Genomic DNA, 16769 nt, shown 5'->3' on the forward strand with positions numbered 1-16769 from the left:
GTTAACTCACGGCACTGACACCCGTACGGGAAAGCGACGTACGGCAAAAGGGACGAGCCCCGCGCCTCGAAAGGCTGCGGGGCTCGTCACCGACTGAGGGTGAGCTGTCAGGCTCAGACCGCGGCCGGGTCCTCCTCGACGAGGAGGTTGCGGGTGCGGTTCGGGTCGACCTGGATGCCGGGGCCGATCGTGGTGCTGATCGCGGCCTTCTTGATGTAACGACCCTTGGCGGCGGACGGCTTCAGACGGAGGATCTCCTCCAGCGCCGCGCCGTAGTTCTCCACCAGCTTCTCGTCGTCGAAGGACGACTTGCCGATGATGAAGTGCAGGTTCGAGTGCTTGTCGACGCGGAACTCGATCTTGCCGCCCTTGATCTCGGTGACGGCCTTGGCCACGTCGGGGGTGACGGTGCCGGTCTTCGGGTTCGGCATCAGACCACGCGGACCGAGCACGCGGCCGAGGCGGCCGACCTTGCCCATGAGGTCCGGGGTGGCGACGACGGCGTCGAAGTCCAGACGGCCCTTCGCGACCTCGTCGATCAGTTCGTCGGAGCCGACGATGTCGGCGCCCGCGGCCTCTGCGGCCGCAGCACGGTCACCGGTCGCGAAGACCAGGACCCGGGCGGTCTTGCCGGTGCCGTGCGGCAGGTTCACGGTGCCACGGACCATCTGGTCGGCCTTGCGCGGGTCGACGCCCAGGCGGAAGGCGACCTCGACGGTGCCGTCGAACTTGCTCGTGGAGGTCTCCTTGGCGAGACGGACGGCCTCGAGCGGGGCGTAGAGCTTCTCCCGGTCGATCTTGGCGTCCGCAGCGCGGAGAGACTTGCTGCGCTTGCTCACTACTGCTCCTGGTGATTCTGAGGAGTCGTGGTCCGGGCCGAGCAGGCCCTTCCACACTTCTGCTGGTACGGGGGGTGAGGTCAGCCCTCGACGGTGATGCCCATGGAACGGGCGGTGCCGGCGATGATCTTCGACGCGGCGTCCAGGTCGTTGGCGTTCAGGTCGGGCAGCTTGGTCGTGGCGATCTCACGGACCTGCGCCTCGGTGATCTTGGCGACCTTGGTCTTGTGCGGCTCGCCCGAGCCCTTCTCGACACCCGCGGCCTTGAGGATCATCTTCGCGGCCGGCGGCGTCTTGGTGACGAAGGTGAAGGAGCGGTCCTCGTAGACCGTGATCTCCACCGGGATCACCCAGCCACGCTGCGACTCGGTCGCGGCGTTGTAGGCCTTGCAGAACTCCATGATGTTGACGCCGTGCTGGCCGAGCGCGGGGCCGACCGGCGGGGCCGGGTTCGCCGCACCGGCGTTGATCTGGAGCTTGATGAGCCCCGTGACCTTCTTCTTCTTGGGAGGCATTGCTCTCTCCGGGTCCTAGTGAGAGTTTTTTCAGCCGTCCGGTCCGGATGATCCGGATGGAGGCATACCGCACAACGATAACGGGTATCCATGCGCGGCCAAAAACCGAGCAGGTCAGGCGAGCTGTGACAGCCCGCCTGACCTGTTCGGAGGCGTGGGTTCCAGAAGGAGCTAGTTCTTCTGGATCTGGTCGAAGCTCAGCTCGACCGGGGTCTCGCGGCCGAAGATCTCGACGAGACCCTTGACCTTCTTCGAGTCCGCGTTGATCTCGTTGATCGTGGCCTGCAGCGTCGCGAACGGGCCGTCGGTGACGGTGACCGAGTCGCCCACCTCGAAGTCCAGCACCTGGACCTCGACCTTGCGGGCCGGAGCCGGCTTGCCCTCGGCCTCGGCGGCCTCACGGGCGGCCTTCTCCTCGGCCTCCGGCGCGAGCATCTTGACGATCTCGTCCAGGGTCAGCGGGTACGGGTCGTAGGCGTTGCCCACGAAGCCGGTCACACCAGGGGTGTTGCGGACGACGCCCCAGGACTCGTTCGTCAGGTCCATGCGCACCAGGACGTAGCCCGGGAGCTTGTTCTGACGGATGGTCTTGCGCTCGCCGTTCTTGATCTGCGCGACCTCTTCCTGCGGCACCTCGGCCTGGAAGATGAAGTCCTCGACGTTCAGCGAGACGGCGCGCTGCTCCAGGTTGGTCTTCACGCGGTTCTCGTAACCGGCGTACGTGTGGATGACGTACCACTCGCCGGGGAGGGTGCGCAGCTCCTCGCGCAGGGCGGCGACGGGGTCGACAGGCTCGGCCGGCTCTTCTTCCTCGGCCTCGGCCACGTCGAGGGGAGCCTCGTCGGCTTCCTCGTCGTCGGCGTTCTCGGCGTCCTCGTCCTCGACGTGGAGCGCGGCTTCCTCGGCGGGCTCGCCCGCTTCGGCCTCGGCAGCCTCGAACTCGTCCAGGCCCTCGTCCGCGCCCTCGACGATGTCGAGCTCGTCGTCCACGGACTCGACGTCCTCGTTCAGGTTCTGGTCAGACACGGTGGCTGCTTCTTCCTGGATACATAGGGGTGGAACATGCGAAAGGGGCGCCGGATACCTCGGCGCCCTTCGCTCTTGGATCAGCCGAAGACGTACTTGGCGGCGTGGCTGAGTCCATAGTCAATCACGGTCACCAGGCCGATCATGACGACGACGAAGACGATCACCACGGTCGTGTACGTCGTCAGTTGGTTGCGCGTCGGCCATACGACCTTGCGGAGTTCCGCGATGATCTGGCGGTAGAAGATCGCGAGGCGCTTCAGCGGGCCCTTCTTGGCCCGCTTACCGCCCTTGCGGGCCTTCTTCTTCGCCTCAGGCGCCTCGTCCTGGGCATCAGGCGTGTCGATGGAGCCCACGGCGTCTGCCATTCGTCCTCACCTGTTCCCGGGTCGTGGCCGTGCCGCGCCCGGTGTGAGCCGCACGGCGAGTGCATTGCTGTACGTACATGCGCTGCGCACACATCCTGGTGACGGAGTGTGTAGCAGGGCCGGAGGGACTTGAACCCCCAACCGCTGGTTTTGGAGACCAGTGCTCTACCAATTGAGCTACGACCCTTTGTGTGTCCCCCAACGTACCGCATCCGACCGGGTGCTCGGTGTGCACCTGGGGGGCGCGGCTGTCGAAGGCCAACGACGTGTGAGTGTACGTGGTCTTGAGCGCCTCGTCGAACGTAATGGGCCTGCGGATACCTCTTCGGCGGAAGATCGCCCAGGAGGAGAAGCGAATCCGGACGGATGTTCAGGCCTTTGCCCGTACATGTTCAGTAGGTGAAACCCGTGTGCCGGGGTGGTTTCCGGTCTGAAACCATGGGACGCATGAGCGCTGCAACCCCTCCCACCGAGCGCCGGGTCTCCGCCCGCGTCGGCGCGATCTCCGAGTCCGCCACCCTCGCCGTGGACGCCAAGGCCAAGGCCCTGAAGGCCGCCGGGCGGCCGGTGATCGGCTTCGGCGCCGGCGAGCCCGACTTCCCGACCCCGGACTACATCGTCGAGGCGGCCGTCGAGGCCTGCAAGAACCCGAAGTACCACCGGTACACGCCGGCCGGCGGTCTGCCCGAACTGAAGGCCGCCATCGCCGCCAAGACGCTGCGCGACTCCGGCTACGAGGTCGACGCCTCGCAGATCCTCGTCACCAACGGCGGCAAGCAGGCCATCTACGAGGCCTTCGCGGCGATCCTCGACCCGGGCGACGAGGTCATCGTCCCGGCGCCGTACTGGACGACGTACCCGGAGTCGATCCGGCTGGCCGGCGGCGTCCCCGTGGACGTCGTGGCCGACGAGACCACCGGCTACCGGGTCTCCGTCGAGCAGCTGGAGGCGGCGCGCACCGAGAAGACGAAGGTCGTGCTCTTCGTCTCCCCGTCGAACCCGACCGGCGCGGTCTACAGCGCCGAGGACGCCGAGGCGATCGGCCGCTGGGCCGTCGAGCACGGCCTGTGGGTGATGACGGACGAGATCTACGAGCACCTCGTCTACGGCGACGCGACGTTCACCTCGCTGCCGGCGGTCGTCCCCGAGCTGCGCGACAAGTGCGTCGTCGTCAACGGCGTCGCCAAGACGTATGCGATGACCGGCTGGCGGGTGGGCTGGATCATCGGCCCCAAGGACGTCGTCAAGGCCGCGACGAACCTGCAGTCGCACGCCACCTCCAACGTCTCCAACGTGGCGCAGGTCGCCGCGCTGGCCGCCGTCTCCGGGGACCTGTCGGCCGTGGAGAAGATGCGCGAGGCGTTCGACCGGCGCCGCAAGACGATCGTGCGCATGCTCAACGAGATCGACGGCGTGCTCTGCCCGGAGCCCGAGGGCGCGTTCTACGCGTACCCGTCCGTGAAGGCGCTGCTCGGCAAGGAGATCCGCGGGAAGCGTCCACAGGACACGGTCGAGCTGGCCGCGCTCATCCTGGAGGAGGCCGAGGTCGCGGTGGTGCCGGGCGAGGCTTTCGGCACCCCGGGGTACCTGCGCCTGTCGTACGCGCTGGGCGACGAGGACCTCGTCGAGGGCGTGAGCCGCATCCAGAAGCTGCTGGCGGAGGCCAGGGACTGAACAGCCGCGCAGCCTGCTCACGCGAGCGGCGCGAACGGGCCGTCTCCTTCGGGAGGCGGCCCGCTGCCGTGTGCGAGCAAGACCACGTTCGGGGAATCGGCTACCCGGACGACACCCGCGTACGGCAGGATTCCTGGATGGAGCGCGTACGTGATGTCTCTGAACTGCCGAAAGCCCATCTGCACCTGCACTTCACCGGTTCGATGCGGCCCACCACCGTGCTGGAACTGGCCGACAAGCACGGCGTGCGCCTGCCCGAGGCGCTGACCGAGGCGCTGACGAGCGGGGAACCGCCGAAGCTGCGGGCGACCGACGAGCGGGGCTGGTTCCGCTTCCAGCGTCTGTACGACGCGGCGCGTTCCTGCCTGCGGGAGCCGGAGGACATACAGCGGCTGGTGCGGGAGGCGGCGGAGGAGGACCTGAAGGACGGCTCGGGCTGGCTGGAGATCCAGGTCGACCCGACGTCGTACGCCCCCCGCCTGGGCGGGCTGATCCCGGCGCTGGAGGTCATCCTCGACGCGGTGGAGACGACCTCGCGCGAGACCGGGCTCGGGATGCGGGTGCTGGTCGCGGCGAACCGGATGAAGCACCCGCTGGACGCGCGGACCCTGGCCCGGCTGGCCGTGCGCTACGCCGACCGCGGGGTGATCGGCTTCGGGCTGTCGAACGACGAACGCCGGGGCATGGCGCGGGACTTCGACCGGGCGTTCGCGATCGCGCGGGACGCCGGGCTGCTGTCCGCCCCGCACGGCGGCGAGCTGACCGGTCCGTCGTCCGTCCGGGACTGCCTGGACGACCTGCACGCCGACCGCCTGGGGCACGGGGTGCGGGCGGCCGAGGACCCCCGGCTGCTGAGGAAGCTCGCCGAGCGGGGCGTGACCTGTGAGGTCTGCCCCGCGTCGAACGTGGCTCTCGGGGTGTACGAGAAGCCGGAGGACGTGCCGCTGCGGACCCTCTTCGACGCCGGGGTGCCGATGGCCCTGGGCGCCGACGACCCGCTGCTGTTCGGTTCGCGCCTGGCGGCCCAGTACGACATCGCCCGCGACCACCACGCCTTCACGGACGAGGAGTTGGCCGAACTGGCCCGGCAGTCGGTACGGGGTTCGGCGGCGCCGGAGGACGTACGGCAGAAGCTGCTGGCAGGCGTGGACGACTGGCTGGCGTCCTGAGAGCCGACCCACCGACGCCTCGGGCCGGCTGGAGAGGTCCCGGGCCGGCCCCGGTGGCCGGCCCGGCCCGGCCCGGGAAGGGGGAAGGCGGGGGTGAGGGTGGCTTGCCGGCGGAGGGCCGGACAGGGGGCGGACGGGCCCTACAGCTCGACGCCCACCATCACGGGCTCGTTGACCAGGGTGATGCCGAAGGCCTCACGCACCCCGGCGACCACCTCACGGGCCAGCGCCAGCAGATCGTCCGCGGTGGCCGCACCGCGGTTGGTGAGGGCGAGGGTGTGCTTCGTGGAGATGCGGGCGGGTCCGCTGCCGTATCCCTTGGTGAAGCCCGCCTTGTCGATCAGCCAGGCCGCGGAGGTCTTGGTGTGTCCCTGCCCCGCCGGGTAGGCAGGGGGCTCCACCGACTCGCCGAGCCGTTCCCGCACACGCGCGTGGAACACGGCGAAGTCGGCCTCGGTGAGGATCGGGTTGGTGAAGAACGAGCCGGCCGACCAGGTGTCGTGGTCCTCCGCGTCCAGGACCATGCCCTTCCCGGCACGCAGCTTCAGCACGGTCTCGCGGGCGTCGGCGAGTGGCACGCGGTCCCCGGGCTCGACCCCCAGCGCGCGTGCCGTCTCGGCGTACTTCAGCGGTGCCGACAGCCCGTCCGCGTCCTCCAGCTCGAAGCGGACGCGCAGCACGACGTACCGCTCGGGGTCGGCTTTGAAGCGGCTGTGACGGTAGGAGAAGGCGCACTCCGCTCCGGCGAGCACGACCGTCTCGCCCGCCCGGCGGTCGTAGGCGACGACCTCGGCGATCGTCGAGGAGACCTCCTGGCCGTACGCCCCGACGTTCTGGATCGGGGTGGCGCCCGCCGAGCCGGGGATTCCGGCCAGGCACTCGACGCCGGCGAGCCCGGCCTCCACGGTGCGGGCGACGGCGTCGGTCCACACCTCTCCGGCGGCCAGTTCGAGCCGTGTCCCGACGAGTTCACAGCCGCGCGTGGCGATCCGCAGGGCGGTGCCCGGAAAACCCTTGTCGCCGATGACGAGGTTCGAGCCGCCGCCGACGATCAGCAGCGGCGTGCCGTCGGCGTCGGCCTCGCGCACGGCGGCGACCACCTCGGCGTCGGTCGTCGCGGTCACCAGCCTGGCGGCGGGACCGCCCAGCCGGAAGGTGGTCAGCGGGGCGAGCGGGGCGTCATGGAGTTCCTGCACGCGCCCAGCCTACGAGACGGGACGGACGCGAGTCCGGCCAGGCGTCGGCCGCCGACCGCCCGCTGCCCACCGCCGGTGCCGAGGGCCTGCGGCCGGACCGGCGGCCTTCGGGAAGGGGCCGGACCGGCAGCCTTCGGGAAGGGGGCGACGCCGGGAGGACGCCGGGAACGCGTGAGGGGCGTCCCCGGAACCCAAGAACCGCCCGGGACGACGCCCCTCACGGCAGCGCCCGCTGCCGGCCGTCCTCAGGCCAGTCGTACGACGGCCCGGGACATCCCGAGGACCTTCAGCCCTGCGCTGGTCACCGTCAGGTCGACCCGCACGGTGTTGTCGTCGAGCTTGGCGCCGACCTTGCCGGTCACCTCGATGACCGCGCCCCGGTCGTCGTTCGGGACCACGACGGGCTTGGTGAAGCGGACGCCGTAGTCCACGAGCGCGCCCGGGTCGCCGGTCCAGTCGGTGACGACGCGGATCGCCTCGGCCATGGTGAACATGCCGTGCGCGATGACGTCCGGCAGGCCCACCTCCTTGGCGAACTTCTCGTTCCAGTGGATGGGGTTGAAGTCCCCGGACGCCCCCGCGTACTGCACGAGCGTGGCGCGGTTCACGGGGAAGGACTGGGCCGGCAGTTCGGTGCCGACCTCGACGTCGTCGTAAGCGATCTTCGCCGTCATCGGATTCCTCACGCCTTTCCGTCGGCCTGCGCCACGGCTTCCGCCGGCTCCGCCGCGCGGGCGACGAGCTTGGTCCAGGCGGTCACCACGTGCTCACCGGCCTCGTCGTGCACCTCGCCGCGAATGTCCAGGATGTCGTTGCCCGCCATGGACTTCACGGCCTCGATGGTCGAGGTGACCGTGAGCCGGTCACCGGCGCGCACCGGGCGCCGGTAGGCGAACTTCTGGTCTCCGTGCACCACACGGCTGTAGTCCAGGCCCAGCTGAGGGTCCTGGACGACCTGTCCGGCCGCCTTGAAGGTGATCGAGAACACGAAGGTCGGCGGCGCGATGACATCCGGATGGCCGAGAGCCTTGGCGGCGTCCGGGTCGGTGTACGCCGGATGGGCGTCCCCGACGGCTTCGGCGAACTCGCGGATCTTCTCCCGGCCGACCTCATAGGGGTCGGTGGGCGGGTAGGTCCGCCCGACGAAGGACTGGTCGAGCGCCATGGGCGTCGGCACCTCCTGATTCGCTCTGCGCCGCTGCTCTGGAACCGCGTCGCTCTACTGACTGGTACTGGTCGCTCAACGACGCGAGGCCGCCCCCGATCACTCGGGGACGGCCTCGCATACGAGCCTGATTTCTATCGCGTTTCGCGGTGCGCGGTGTGCGCGTTGCAACGCGGGCAGTGCTTCTTCATCTCCAGTCGGTCCGGGTTGTTACGCCGGTTCTTCTTGGTGATGTAGTTCCGCTCCTTGCACTCCACGCAGGCCAGCGTGATCTTCGGGCGGACGTCGGTGGCAGCCACAGGAGTGCTCCTTGACGAACGGATGGGACGATTAACGCATAGAAGAGTAGCCGATCGAAGGACCGACCCCACAATCGGCTACTGTCAGTAGCGGTGACCGGACTTGAACCGGTGACACAGCGATTATGAGCCGCTTGCTCTACCGACTGAGCTACACCGCTTTGATGGGATCGGGCCCCGCCTCGCGACGGGAACCTCACCCACCAGAGCCCCAATACGGAATCGAACCGTAGACCTTCTCCTTACCATGGAGACGCTCTACCGACTGAGCTATTGGGGCGAGCGATGAAGACATTACACGGTCCGCAGCCGTTCACCCAAATCCGTTTCGCGGGGCCGTCCGGGACCGCCCGGGGGACCGTCTCCCGAGGTCCCAGCAGCCTCCCCGACCTCTCCCGCAACGGTGGGCCACACCGGTACGACTATTGCGCTCCTCCCCGCCCGCACCGGATCACCGTCCTAGGCTCGACTCACTCTGCGTGATCACGCGTCCCCTGCGCGACGCCTGCGACCTCAGTGTGTGCTGCGTCACCGGCGCAGTCCCGAGCCCCTGGAGCGCGATGCCCGACAGCCAGCCGCAGCCGCCCCACTCGTGGTCGTGGTCGTCCTCGTCCGGCGCATCTGGTGGCTCACCCGACCCGGCGGCCCTCCTGCTGTGCGGGGCCCGTCTGACGGACGGCCGGACCGTGGACGTCCGGCTGGGCCGCGGGCGCATCGAGGCGGTCGGCACGGCGGGCAGTCTGACGGCCGGACCGGCCCGCTCCGGCCCGGTGGCCGGGGCCCGCGTGGACCTCGGCGGCTATCTGCTGCTCCCGGCCCCGGCCGAGCCGCACGCACACGCCGACACCGCGCTCACGGCCGACGCCGACGGCCCCGTCTCGTACGCGGCGCCGGACGTCCAGCGTCGCGCCACGGAGGCGGTGCTGGTGCAGCTGGGCCACGGCGCGACCGCGCTGCGCGCGCACGTCCGCGTGGGCGACGTCCAGGGGCTCGGCGCGCTGGCCGCCGTGCTGCGGGCCCAGCGCTCACTGCGCGGGCTCGCGGACCTCACGACGGTGGCGATGCCCCGGGTGCTGACCGGCGCGGCGGGAGCTGACGGACTCGCCATGCTGCGGGACGCCGTGAAGATGGGCGCCTCGGCGGTGGGCGGCTGCCCGGACCTGGACCCCGACCCCACGGGCTATGTGGAGGCCGTGCTCGAAGTCGCCGCCGAGCACGGCTGCCCGGTCGACCTGCACACCGACGCCGGCGACCCCGCCCGACTGGCCCGGTTCGCCGCGATGGCCGGGGGTCTGCGTCCCGGCGTGGCCCTCAGCCCCTGCGGCGGCCTCGGCCGTCTCCCCGCCAACGCGGCCGGCCGCACCGCCGACCAGCTGGCCGCCGCCGGTGTGACGGTGGTCTGCCTCCCCCAGGGCGGCTGCGGAGGCGTCGACCAGCCAGGCACGGCACCCGTACGGCTGTTGCGCGCGGCCGGGGTGCAGATGGCGGCCGGCAGCGGGGCGTTGCGGGACATCGCCAACCCGGTCGGCCGCGGCGATCCCCTGGAGGCGGCCTACCTCCTGGCCTCCCGTCACGGCCTGCGCCCCGAGGACGCCTACGACGCCGTGAGCGCGTCCGCGCGCGCCGCCCTGGGCCTGCCCGAGGTGCGCGTCGAGGCGGGCTTCCCGGCCGACCTGGTGGCCGTTCGCGGCGACCGGCTGGCGGGCGTCCTGTCACTGGCGTACAGCAGGATCGTCATCCACCAGGGCCGTGTCGTGGCCCGTACGAGCGCCGTGCGCGAGTACAGCGACTCGGCGGCCGCCACGGAGTCGGGCCTGCCGAGACAGGGGCGCGGGGACCTGTCGTGACGACGACGGAACCGCGGACGCACCGCTCACGAACGAACGACCACTACGGGCTTCCACCGACTCTCGACGGACGGTTACGTCCAGGCCCCGGAACGTTCCTGATCGAGTGTCGGACACTTCCGAACCGGAAGCTGACCGCTCCCTGACCAGACGTCGGACACCTGCGACCCGGACTCTGATCGCTTCTGACGGGTCGGCGCGGGGTTCCGACCCCGGGCTGATCCGTTCCTGTTCGGTTCCGGGCGGGTCGTGGACCGGCACCCGGTCGCTCCTGGCCGGGATCGGTCCGCCGCCGATCGCCCCCCGGTGGGTTCTTGTCCTGGTCGATGCCCTGGTCGTCTCCTGGTCCAGCCCACGTCGGGTCCGGGTCGGGTCCGGGTCCGATCCGGGTCGGTTCCGGGTCTGGGCCATGCGGCGGACGGGACTTCCCGGGCGTACGGTCGAAGACATGCGCATTGTCATCGCTGGTGGTCATGGTCAGATCGCGCTGCGGCTGGAGCGTCTGCTCTCCGCGCGCGGAGACGAGGTCGCGGGGATCATCCGCAAGGCGGAACAGAGCGACGGCCTACGGGCGGCCGGCGCCGAACCGGTGGTCCTGGACCTGGAGTCGGCGTCCGTCGAGGAGGTGGCCGAGCGGCTGCGAGGGGCGGACGCGGCCGTGTTCGCGGCGGGCGCGGGCCCGGGCAGCGGGACGGCCCGAAAGAACACCGTCGACAAGGGTGCGGCGGTGCTGTTCGCCGACGCGGCCGTGCAGGCAGGGGTCCGCCGCTTCGTGATCGTGTCCTCCATGGGCGCGGACCCGGACCACCGGGGCGACGAGGTCTTCGACGTCTACCAACGCGCCAAGGGCGAGGCGGACGCGTATGTGCAGGGGCTGGAGTCCCTCGACTGGACGATCCTGCGCCCCGGCGCGCTCACGGACGACGCCGGCACCGGCCTGGTCCGCCTGGAGGCTCATGCGGGCCGGGGCCCGGTCCCCCGCGCCGACGTGGCCGCCGTCCTGGCGGAGCTGCTCGACACCCCGGCGACCTCCGGTCTCGTCCTGGAGCTGATCAGCGGCTCCGCACCGGTGGCGGTGGCGGTGAAGGCGGTGGCGGGGAACTGAGACGGACGCTCCGGGCCGACTGCTGCGTGGAGGCGGAACCGGCCGAAAAGCGGGAGCAGCGCACGAGGGCGGCGCACGCTAGAAGAGGGGCAGTTGTCCCGGGAACTCCGGCACCACGTAGCCGTCCAAGGACGGCTGTACCGCCCCCAGTTGCGCCGTGCTGCGGGAGCCGGGGCAGGAGACCAGGTCTCCGCCCTCCCGCGCCCCCGGCGGGTCGTGCCGGGCGAACCGTCCGGCGACGACGGCGATCTCGCGACGGCACTCCGGACAAGCTCTGCGACGGCTGGACGCGCTGGACATGGGGCCAGTCTGCCCCAGTGGGCCACGCGGGTACCCCCGGCCGGACGCGCCCCGCTCACCGCGCGGAAAGGCGCTCGCCTGCCTAGCATCCGTACACGTGGCACATACCTTCGAGGAACTCGTGCAGAAGCAACGCGCGGCCGACGAGGCACACGCGAGGGTCGAAGAGCTGCGGGACGCCTATGGCGCACCCACGGCCACTCCCTGGTCGGAGATCCAGACCGACACCTACGAGACCGCATGGCGCGCCTGGCGCGACCTGGCCCGCGACGTCCAGGCCACGGTGACCGAGTACGCCAAGGACGAGAACAGACCGCGCAACGACGTCGAGGCGGAGGTGAAAAGGGCGGCGAAGACCCCGTCCGAGGAAGTCTGAGGCCCCGCGCTCCCGGCTCGTCTCCCCGGACCCCGGCCCGACACGAAGAAACCCCTCCGGCCTGCGTTTCCGCAGTTCGGAGGGGCTACTTCACTCAGCGTGGCGGCGCCAGGATTCGAACCTGGGAAGGCTGAGCCACACCGCCGGGGTTGCTGCCCATTCGAACCGCTTTTCGGCGGTGCTCCCTGGCAACGACGTAAACGATACCCGATGTGCAGGGGTGCTTCGCCACCTGATTCCTCGCCGCCCGAAGGGAGCGGGGTGGCTAGGCTTGTCCGGATGCGGCCCGGGATCACGCCGGGCTCGGCGGTCGCCCCGACGTGCGCCGATTCGCACCCGACACGCACTCTGAATACAAGGAGCCACAGGACATGGCCGACTCCAGTTTCGACATCGTCTCGAAGGTCGAGCGGCAGGAGGTCGACAACGCCCTCAACCAGGCCGCCAAGGAGATCTCCCAGCGCTACGACTTCAAGGGCGTGGGCGCCTCGATCTCGTGGTCGGGTGAAAAGATCCTGATGGAGGCGAACTCCGAGGACCGGGTGAACGCTGTCCTCGACGTCTTCCAGTCCAAGCTCATCAAGCGCGGGATCTCGCTGAAGGCTCTGGACGCGGGCGAGCCTCAGCTCTCCGGCAAGGAGTACAAGCTCTTCGCGGAGATCAAGGAGGGCATCTCCCAGGACAACGCGAAGAAGGTCGCGAAGCTCATCCGCGACGAGGGCCCCAAGGGCGTGAAGGCCCAGGTCCAGGGCGAGGAACTGCGTGTCAGCTCCAAGAGCCGCGACGACCTGCAGACCGTCATCGCGCTGCTCAAGGGCCAGGACTTCGACTTCGCCGTGCAGTTCGTGAACTACCGGTAGTCCGCCGGGTGGGCGCCTGCCGGGCGCCCACCCTCCTGACACCGTCTCCCGGCGCCGCTCAGTCGCGCGAGTTGCCGAACAGCAGGCGGTAGAGAATCAGGAGCACGAGCGAGCCGCCGATCGCCGCGGCCCAGGTCGCGCCGTCATAGAAGTCCTTGCTGATGGGGTGGTCCAGCCAGCGGGCCGATATCCAGCCGCCGATGAACGCGCCGGCGATGCCGATGACGGTCGTGCCGATGAAGCCGCCCGGGTCCCGACCCGGCAACAGGACCTTGGCGATGACCCCGGCCAACAGCCCCAGAATGATCCAGCTGATGATGCTCATGCCTTGAACCTGCCCTTCCATGTGCCGCCCGCGCTGTCCGGGCACTGTGATCTTGCTCGCTCACTCGCTCACTGAGGCGGGCGTTGGACGTCCCCGCCCTTTGGCATCGGCATCCGCTGTCGCGGCGGCTCCGGCATCGGCTGTCGCGGCGGCTTCCGCTCGTACGAGGTTCGCGCCGTGTTGGTGGGGACGACGCCACGACGACGTCCGGCGGTTCCGTGGATCAGTAGGGTGCAGCGCATGACACTGCCTGGACCAGCCCCCGAGCTACGGCGGACGCTGGGCGTCGGCGACGCTGTCGTCCTCGGGCTCGGCGCGATGATCGGCGCCGGCGTCTTCGCCGCCCTCGCCCCCGCCGCTCACGCGGCAGGCTCCGGCCTGCTGATCGGACTCGCGCTCGCCGCGCTGGTCGCCTACTGCAACGCCATGTCGTCGGCGCGCCTGGCCGCGCTGTATCCCGCCTCCGGCGGCACGTATGTGTACGGGCGCGAGCGGCTCGGGGAGTTCTGGGGGTATCTGGCCGGCTGGTCGTTCGTGGTCGGCAAGACGGCCTCCTGCGCGGCGATGGCGCTGACGGTCGGGGCGTACGTCTGGCCGGGGCATGCGCACGCGGTCGCTGTGGCGGCCGTGGTGGCGCTGACCGCGGTGAACTACGGCGGCGTCCAGAAGTCGGCCTGGCTGACGCGGGTGATCGTGACGATGGTCCTGGCGGTCCTCGCTTCCGTGGTGGTCGTGTGTCTGGGGTCGGGCGCGTCCGATGCCGGGCGGCTGGAGGTCGGAGCCTCCGAGGGCTTTGGCGGGGTGTTGCAGGCCGCTGGTCTGCTCTTCTTCGCGTTCGCCGGATACGCGCGCATCGCGACCCTGGGCGAGGAGGTGCGCGACCCGGAGCGCACCATCCCCCGCGCGATCCCCTTGGCCCTCGGGATCACGCTGGCCGTGTACGCGTGCGTGGCGGTGGCCGTCCTTTCTGTGTTGGGGGCAGATGAACTCGGGCGGGCGGGCGCGCCCCTGGCCGACGCGGTCCGGGCGGCGGGAGTGCCCGGGCTGGTGCCGGTGGTACGCGTCGGCGCCGCCGTGGCCGCGCTGGGTTCTCTGCTCGCCCTCATCCTGGGCGTCTCGCGCACCATGCTGGCCATGGCCAGGGACCGTCATCTGCCGGTTGCGCTGTCCGTCGTTCACCCGAGCTTCCAGGTGCCGCACCGGGCCGAACTCGCCGTGGGCGCGGTGGTCGCGCTCCTGGCAGCCACGGTGGATGTCCGAGGTGCGATCGGGTTCTCCTCCTTCGGTGTGCTGGCGTACTACGCCGTGGCCAACGCATCGGCGTGGACTCTCGATTCGGCTCCTTCGAGGCGGGCGCTGCCCGCGCTGGGGCTCCTGGGCTGCCTGACCCTGGCTTTCGCGCTCCCCGCGACGTCGGTGGTGGTGGGGGCTGGGGTGCTCGTGGTGGGCGTGATCGCGTACGGAGTACGACGCCGGGTGACCGGCACGGCGCAGCCGTAGCCGTCGCCTACCCTCTCCGCGGTTGTGGCTGTGGCTGTGGCTGTGGCTGTGGCTGTGGCGACAGCCTCAGCCGGACGCTGCCGGCTGACCGGCGGCCAGCGGGTGAGATCCGTACGCGGTCGCGCAACGGCCGAACGATGCCGGGAGACATCCGAACACTGCTGGGCGGTGAAGCTGGGGCGTCACCCTCACGCCGTTGCAGTCTTGTGTGTCGCCGTGCGTATGCGGAACTGGGTCCACGGAGTCAGGGTCAGGCCCTCGTCCATGACGTCGTACCAGCCCGTACCGTCGAGCCATGCGCTCAACCACTCGGCGAGGCTGGGGGCGTCGACGAACCACGCATGGTCGGGGTCGCCGGGGTTGGGTTCGAAGAGCAGGACGCTCGCCTGCGGGGAGCGGCAGTCCACGCAGGCGTACATGGCGCAGCCCCGGTGGGCTATCGGCAGTACGCCTTCCGGCCACGCCCAGTCGGGGTCCTGCCGTCCGCTCTCGCGGTTTGCGAGGTACTGACTCACGGCGGTGGGTTCGCCGGCCTGGCTGTGGTCCGACAGAGGGAGCAGGCCGTACTCCGGGCCGAATCCGCCGTCCCCTATGCGCAGGTAGAGGTCGGCGAGCAGTGCGGGCAGAGGGAAGCCGAGGGCGGCCTCGGCCTGGACCAGGACGGCCTCGTCCACAGGTTCGGGGAGTGAGGGCCGGCCCCACGGGCGGACGGCGGCCGCCTTGGCCGCCACCCTTTCCAGCAACTGCGCGTTCTCGGTCATGCGTTCATGATGCAAGCTGCCAGTGACAACCGGGCCGGCCTGTGGACAACCCGCCGGTTGTGGACAAACCGGCCTGCGGCGGACGTGCGAACCGGTCGGCGTGGCGGTCGCTGCGGCCCTGACAGTCGCCGTCAGCGTGATGCGAACGGCTGGTCCGTGCGCACGATTTCGCGGCCCAACGGGAACAGCGAGATGGGGATCAGCTTGAAGTTCGCGATGCCGAACGGGATGCCGATGATGGTGACGCAGAGGAGCAAGCCCGTGACGATGTGGCCGATGGCCAGCCACCAGCCGGCCAGGACCAGCCAGAGCACGTTGCCGAGGCAGGACGGTGCGCCCGCGTCCCGACGCTCGACCGTCGTGTAGCCGAAGGGCCAGAGGGCGAAGACCCCGATGCGGAATGCGGCGACGCCGAACGGAATGCCGATGATCGTGACGCAGAGCAGCGCGCCCGCGAGCACGTAGCCGAGGAACAGCCAGAATCCGCTCAGGATCAGCCAGATGATGTTCAGAATGGTCTTCACTGGGGTTGACCTGCCATTTTCTCGAGCCGGGCGATGCGGTCCGCCATCGGCGGATGTGTCGAGAACATCCTGGAGAGCCCCTGACCAGGACGGAAGGGGTTCGCGATCATCATGTGGCTCGCGGTCTCGATGCGGGGCTCCGGAGGCAGCGGAAGCTGTTTGGTGCCCGTCTCCAGCTTGCGCAGGGCGCTCGCGAGGGCGAGCGGGTCGCCGGTGAGCTGGGCGCCGGAGGCATCGGCCTCGTACTCCCGCGAGCGGCTGATGGCGAGCTGGATGAGGCTGGCGGCGAGGGGGCCCAGAATCATGATCAGGAGCATGCCGAGAATGCCGGGGCCGTCGTCGTCGTCGGAGCGGCCGACGGGGATCAGCCAGGCGAAGTTGACCAGGAACATGATCACCGAGGCCAGTGCGCCGGCGACCGAGGAGATGAGGATGTCCCGGTTGTAGACGTGACTGAGCTCGTGGCCGATGACTCCGCGCAGTTCGCGCTCGTCGAGGATGCGCAGGATGCCTTCCGTGCAGCACACGGCGGCGTTGCGCGGGTTGCGGCCGGTCGCGAAGGCGTTGGGCGCCTCCGTCGGGGAGATGTACAGCCGGGGCATGGGCTGGCGGGCCTGGGTGGAGAGATCGCGGACCATCCGGTACAGGGCGGGGGCCTCGAACTCGCTCACCGGGCGGGCGCGCATCGCGCGTAGCGCCAGCTTGTCGCTGTTCCAGTACGCGTACGCGTTGGTGCCGAGCGCGATCAGGACCGCGACGACGAGCCCCGCACGGCCGAAGAAGCTGCCGATGACGATGATGAGCGCCGACAGCCCCCCGAGGAGTACTGCGGTCCTGAGCCCGTTGTGCCGGCGGTGCACGGTACGCCCTCCAAGTCGTGCAGCAGGGGAACCCTTTGCTTGCGGATCTTGCTGGTCTCC

At 70.1% G+C, this 16769-nt stretch carries 20 protein-coding genes and 4 tRNA genes; 7 read left to right on the top strand and 17 right to left on the bottom strand.

Annotated elements, in window-relative coordinates:
- Nucleotides 1–113: 113 nt before the first annotated feature.
- The 5 genes from rplA to IE239_RS20130 all read right to left on the bottom strand — a co-directional run bounded on the left by rplA (nucleotide 114) and on the right by IE239_RS20130 (nucleotide 2935).
- Nucleotides 114–839: a 50S ribosomal protein L1 gene (gene rplA / locus IE239_RS20110; protein ID WP_189925263.1), complete on the bottom strand. Its 726-nt coding sequence runs from the start codon at nucleotides 837–839 to the stop codon at nucleotides 114–116.
- A gap of 80 nt (nucleotides 840–919) precedes the next feature.
- Complete coding sequence (rplK, locus tag IE239_RS20115; RefSeq protein ID WP_005481290.1) at nucleotides 920–1354, bottom strand: 50S ribosomal protein L11; 435 nt, start codon at nucleotides 1352–1354, stop codon at nucleotides 920–922.
- Nucleotides 1355–1525: 171 nt separating this feature from the next.
- Nucleotides 1526–2380, bottom strand: a complete 855-nt coding sequence (nusG, locus tag IE239_RS20120; RefSeq protein ID WP_190150732.1) for a transcription termination/antitermination protein NusG — start codon at nucleotides 2378–2380, stop codon at nucleotides 1526–1528.
- Nucleotides 2381–2460: 80 nt separating this feature from the next.
- A complete protein-coding gene (secE, locus tag IE239_RS20125; RefSeq protein WP_190150733.1) occupies nucleotides 2461–2748 on the bottom strand; it encodes a preprotein translocase subunit SecE in 288 nt (95 codons plus the stop codon).
- A gap of 114 nt (nucleotides 2749–2862) precedes the next feature.
- Nucleotides 2863–2935, bottom strand: a tRNA-Trp gene (locus IE239_RS20130).
- 260 nt (nucleotides 2936–3195) lie between these two features.
- On the opposite strand from IE239_RS20130, the gene IE239_RS20135 reads away from it, so the two are divergent.
- Both IE239_RS20135 and IE239_RS20140 read left to right on the top strand, forming a co-directional pair.
- Entirely contained in the window at nucleotides 3196–4422 is a 1227-nt protein-coding gene (locus IE239_RS20135) for a pyridoxal phosphate-dependent aminotransferase (protein WP_190150734.1), read from the top strand.
- A gap of 137 nt (nucleotides 4423–4559) precedes the next feature.
- A complete protein-coding gene (locus tag IE239_RS20140) occupies nucleotides 4560–5591 on the top strand; it encodes an adenosine deaminase (RefSeq protein ID WP_190150735.1) in 1032 nt (343 codons plus the stop codon).
- Nucleotides 5592–5731: 140 nt separating this feature from the next.
- Here IE239_RS20140 and IE239_RS20145 read toward each other — a convergent pair whose 3' ends face one another.
- The 6 genes from IE239_RS20145 to IE239_RS20170 form a co-directional block, all read right to left on the bottom strand.
- Nucleotides 5732–6787 (bottom strand): UDP-N-acetylmuramate dehydrogenase, encoded by a 1056-nt coding sequence (locus IE239_RS20145; protein ID WP_190150736.1) that lies wholly within the window; start codon nucleotides 6785–6787, stop codon nucleotides 5732–5734.
- A gap of 245 nt (nucleotides 6788–7032) precedes the next feature.
- A complete protein-coding gene (locus tag IE239_RS20150; protein WP_190150737.1) occupies nucleotides 7033–7461 on the bottom strand; it encodes a MaoC family dehydratase in 429 nt (142 codons plus the stop codon).
- A gap of 8 nt (nucleotides 7462–7469) precedes the next feature.
- On the bottom strand, nucleotides 7470–7952 hold the full coding sequence (locus tag IE239_RS20155; protein WP_190150738.1) for a MaoC family dehydratase N-terminal domain-containing protein: 483 nt from the start codon (nucleotides 7950–7952) through the stop codon (nucleotides 7470–7472).
- A gap of 134 nt (nucleotides 7953–8086) precedes the next feature.
- Nucleotides 8087–8251: a 50S ribosomal protein L33 gene (gene rpmG, locus IE239_RS20160; RefSeq protein ID WP_003948671.1), complete on the bottom strand. Its 165-nt coding sequence runs from the start codon at nucleotides 8249–8251 to the stop codon at nucleotides 8087–8089.
- Between the two features lie 88 nt (nucleotides 8252–8339).
- Nucleotides 8340–8412 (bottom strand) — tRNA-Met (locus IE239_RS20165).
- A gap of 46 nt (nucleotides 8413–8458) precedes the next feature.
- A tRNA-Thr gene (locus IE239_RS20170) sits at nucleotides 8459–8531 on the bottom strand.
- Nucleotides 8532–8811: 280 nt separating this feature from the next.
- Here IE239_RS20170 and IE239_RS20175 point away from each other — a divergent pair.
- Both IE239_RS20175 and IE239_RS20180 read left to right on the top strand, forming a co-directional pair.
- Nucleotides 8812–10098, top strand: coding sequence for an amidohydrolase family protein (locus tag IE239_RS20175; protein WP_190150773.1), 1287 nt, complete (start codon nucleotides 8812–8814; stop codon nucleotides 10096–10098).
- A gap of 448 nt (nucleotides 10099–10546) precedes the next feature.
- Complete coding sequence (locus IE239_RS20180) at nucleotides 10547–11203, top strand: SDR family oxidoreductase (protein ID WP_190150739.1); 657 nt, start codon at nucleotides 10547–10549, stop codon at nucleotides 11201–11203.
- Nucleotides 11204–11281: 78 nt separating this feature from the next.
- Here IE239_RS20180 and IE239_RS20185 read toward each other — a convergent pair whose 3' ends face one another.
- Nucleotides 11282–11503, bottom strand: a complete 222-nt coding sequence (locus IE239_RS20185) for a hypothetical protein (protein WP_190150740.1) — start codon at nucleotides 11501–11503, stop codon at nucleotides 11282–11284.
- 97 nt (nucleotides 11504–11600) lie between these two features.
- Between IE239_RS20185 and IE239_RS20190 the strand changes: the two genes are divergently transcribed.
- Nucleotides 11601–11879, top strand: coding sequence for a hypothetical protein (locus tag IE239_RS20190; protein WP_190150741.1), 279 nt, complete (start codon nucleotides 11601–11603; stop codon nucleotides 11877–11879).
- 100 nt (nucleotides 11880–11979) lie between these two features.
- Here the strand turns inward: IE239_RS20190 and IE239_RS20195 are convergent.
- Nucleotides 11980–12127 (bottom strand) — tRNA-Phe (locus tag IE239_RS20195).
- 123 nt (nucleotides 12128–12250) lie between these two features.
- On the opposite strand from IE239_RS20195, the gene IE239_RS20200 reads away from it, so the two are divergent.
- The gene (locus IE239_RS20200) at nucleotides 12251–12739 is read left to right on the top strand and encodes a YajQ family cyclic di-GMP-binding protein (protein ID WP_190150742.1); all 489 of its coding nucleotides are present in this window, start codon (nucleotides 12251–12253) and stop codon (nucleotides 12737–12739) included.
- A gap of 58 nt (nucleotides 12740–12797) precedes the next feature.
- Here IE239_RS20200 and IE239_RS20205 read toward each other — a convergent pair whose 3' ends face one another.
- A complete protein-coding gene (locus IE239_RS20205) occupies nucleotides 12798–13064 on the bottom strand; it encodes a GlsB/YeaQ/YmgE family stress response membrane protein (protein WP_190150743.1) in 267 nt (88 codons plus the stop codon).
- Nucleotides 13065–13304: 240 nt separating this feature from the next.
- On the opposite strand from IE239_RS20205, the gene IE239_RS20210 reads away from it, so the two are divergent.
- Nucleotides 13305–14564, top strand: a complete 1260-nt coding sequence (locus tag IE239_RS20210; RefSeq protein ID WP_190150744.1) for an APC family permease — start codon at nucleotides 13305–13307, stop codon at nucleotides 14562–14564.
- 188 nt (nucleotides 14565–14752) lie between these two features.
- Here IE239_RS20210 and IE239_RS20215 read toward each other — a convergent pair whose 3' ends face one another.
- From IE239_RS20215 to htpX, 3 genes are all read right to left on the bottom strand, one after another.
- A complete protein-coding gene (locus tag IE239_RS20215) occupies nucleotides 14753–15325 on the bottom strand; it encodes an SMI1/KNR4 family protein (protein ID WP_190150745.1) in 573 nt (190 codons plus the stop codon).
- A 131-nt stretch (nucleotides 15326–15456) separates the two neighbouring features.
- Nucleotides 15457–15849, bottom strand: coding sequence for a YccF domain-containing protein (locus tag IE239_RS20220; RefSeq protein WP_190150746.1), 393 nt, complete (start codon nucleotides 15847–15849; stop codon nucleotides 15457–15459).
- Nucleotides 15846–16709 carry a zinc metalloprotease HtpX gene (gene htpX / locus IE239_RS20225; protein ID WP_190150747.1) on the bottom strand — a complete coding sequence of 288 codons (864 nt, stop codon included), beginning with the start codon at nucleotides 16707–16709 and terminating at the stop codon, nucleotides 15846–15848. The genes IE239_RS20220 and htpX overlap by 4 nt, the downstream gene beginning before the upstream one ends.
- Between the last annotated feature and the right edge of the window lie 60 nt (nucleotides 16710–16769).

Origin of the sequence: Streptomyces humidus, assembly GCF_014649655.1 — a bacterium.
GTDB classification, from domain to species: Bacteria; Actinomycetota; Actinomycetes; order Streptomycetales; family Streptomycetaceae; genus Streptomyces; species Streptomyces humidus.

Bases quoted from the DNA above. Each gene is read 5' to 3' on its own strand.
- rplK (WP_005481290.1), bottom strand. From the start codon at position 1,354: ATGCCTCCCAAGAAGAAGAAGGTCACGGGGCTCATCAAGCTCCAGATC.
- secE (WP_190150733.1), bottom strand. From the start codon at position 2,748: ATGGCAGACGCCGTGGGCTCCATCGACACGCCTGATGCCCAGGACGAG.
- IE239_RS20135 (WP_190150734.1), top strand. From the start codon at position 3,196: ATGAGCGCTGCAACCCCTCCCACCGAGCGCCGGGTCTCCGCCCGCGTC.
- IE239_RS20140 (WP_190150735.1), top strand. From the start codon at position 4,560: ATGGAGCGCGTACGTGATGTCTCTGAACTGCCGAAAGCCCATCTGCAC.
- IE239_RS20150 (WP_190150737.1), bottom strand. From the start codon at position 7,461: ATGACGGCGAAGATCGCTTACGACGACGTCGAGGTCGGCACCGAACTG.
- IE239_RS20155 (WP_190150738.1), bottom strand. From the start codon at position 7,952: ATGGCGCTCGACCAGTCCTTCGTCGGGCGGACCTACCCGCCCACCGAC.
- IE239_RS20175 (WP_190150773.1), top strand. From the start codon at position 8,812: ATGCCCGACAGCCAGCCGCAGCCGCCCCACTCGTGGTCGTGGTCGTCC.
- IE239_RS20180 (WP_190150739.1), top strand. From the start codon at position 10,547: ATGCGCATTGTCATCGCTGGTGGTCATGGTCAGATCGCGCTGCGGCTG.
- IE239_RS20185 (WP_190150740.1), bottom strand. From the start codon at position 11,503: ATGTCCAGCGCGTCCAGCCGTCGCAGAGCTTGTCCGGAGTGCCGTCGC.
- IE239_RS20200 (WP_190150742.1), top strand. From the start codon at position 12,251: ATGGCCGACTCCAGTTTCGACATCGTCTCGAAGGTCGAGCGGCAGGAG.
- IE239_RS20205 (WP_190150743.1), bottom strand. From the start codon at position 13,064: ATGAGCATCATCAGCTGGATCATTCTGGGGCTGTTGGCCGGGGTCATC.
- IE239_RS20210 (WP_190150744.1), top strand. From the start codon at position 13,305: ATGACACTGCCTGGACCAGCCCCCGAGCTACGGCGGACGCTGGGCGTC.
- IE239_RS20215 (WP_190150745.1), bottom strand. From the start codon at position 15,325: ATGACCGAGAACGCGCAGTTGCTGGAAAGGGTGGCGGCCAAGGCGGCC.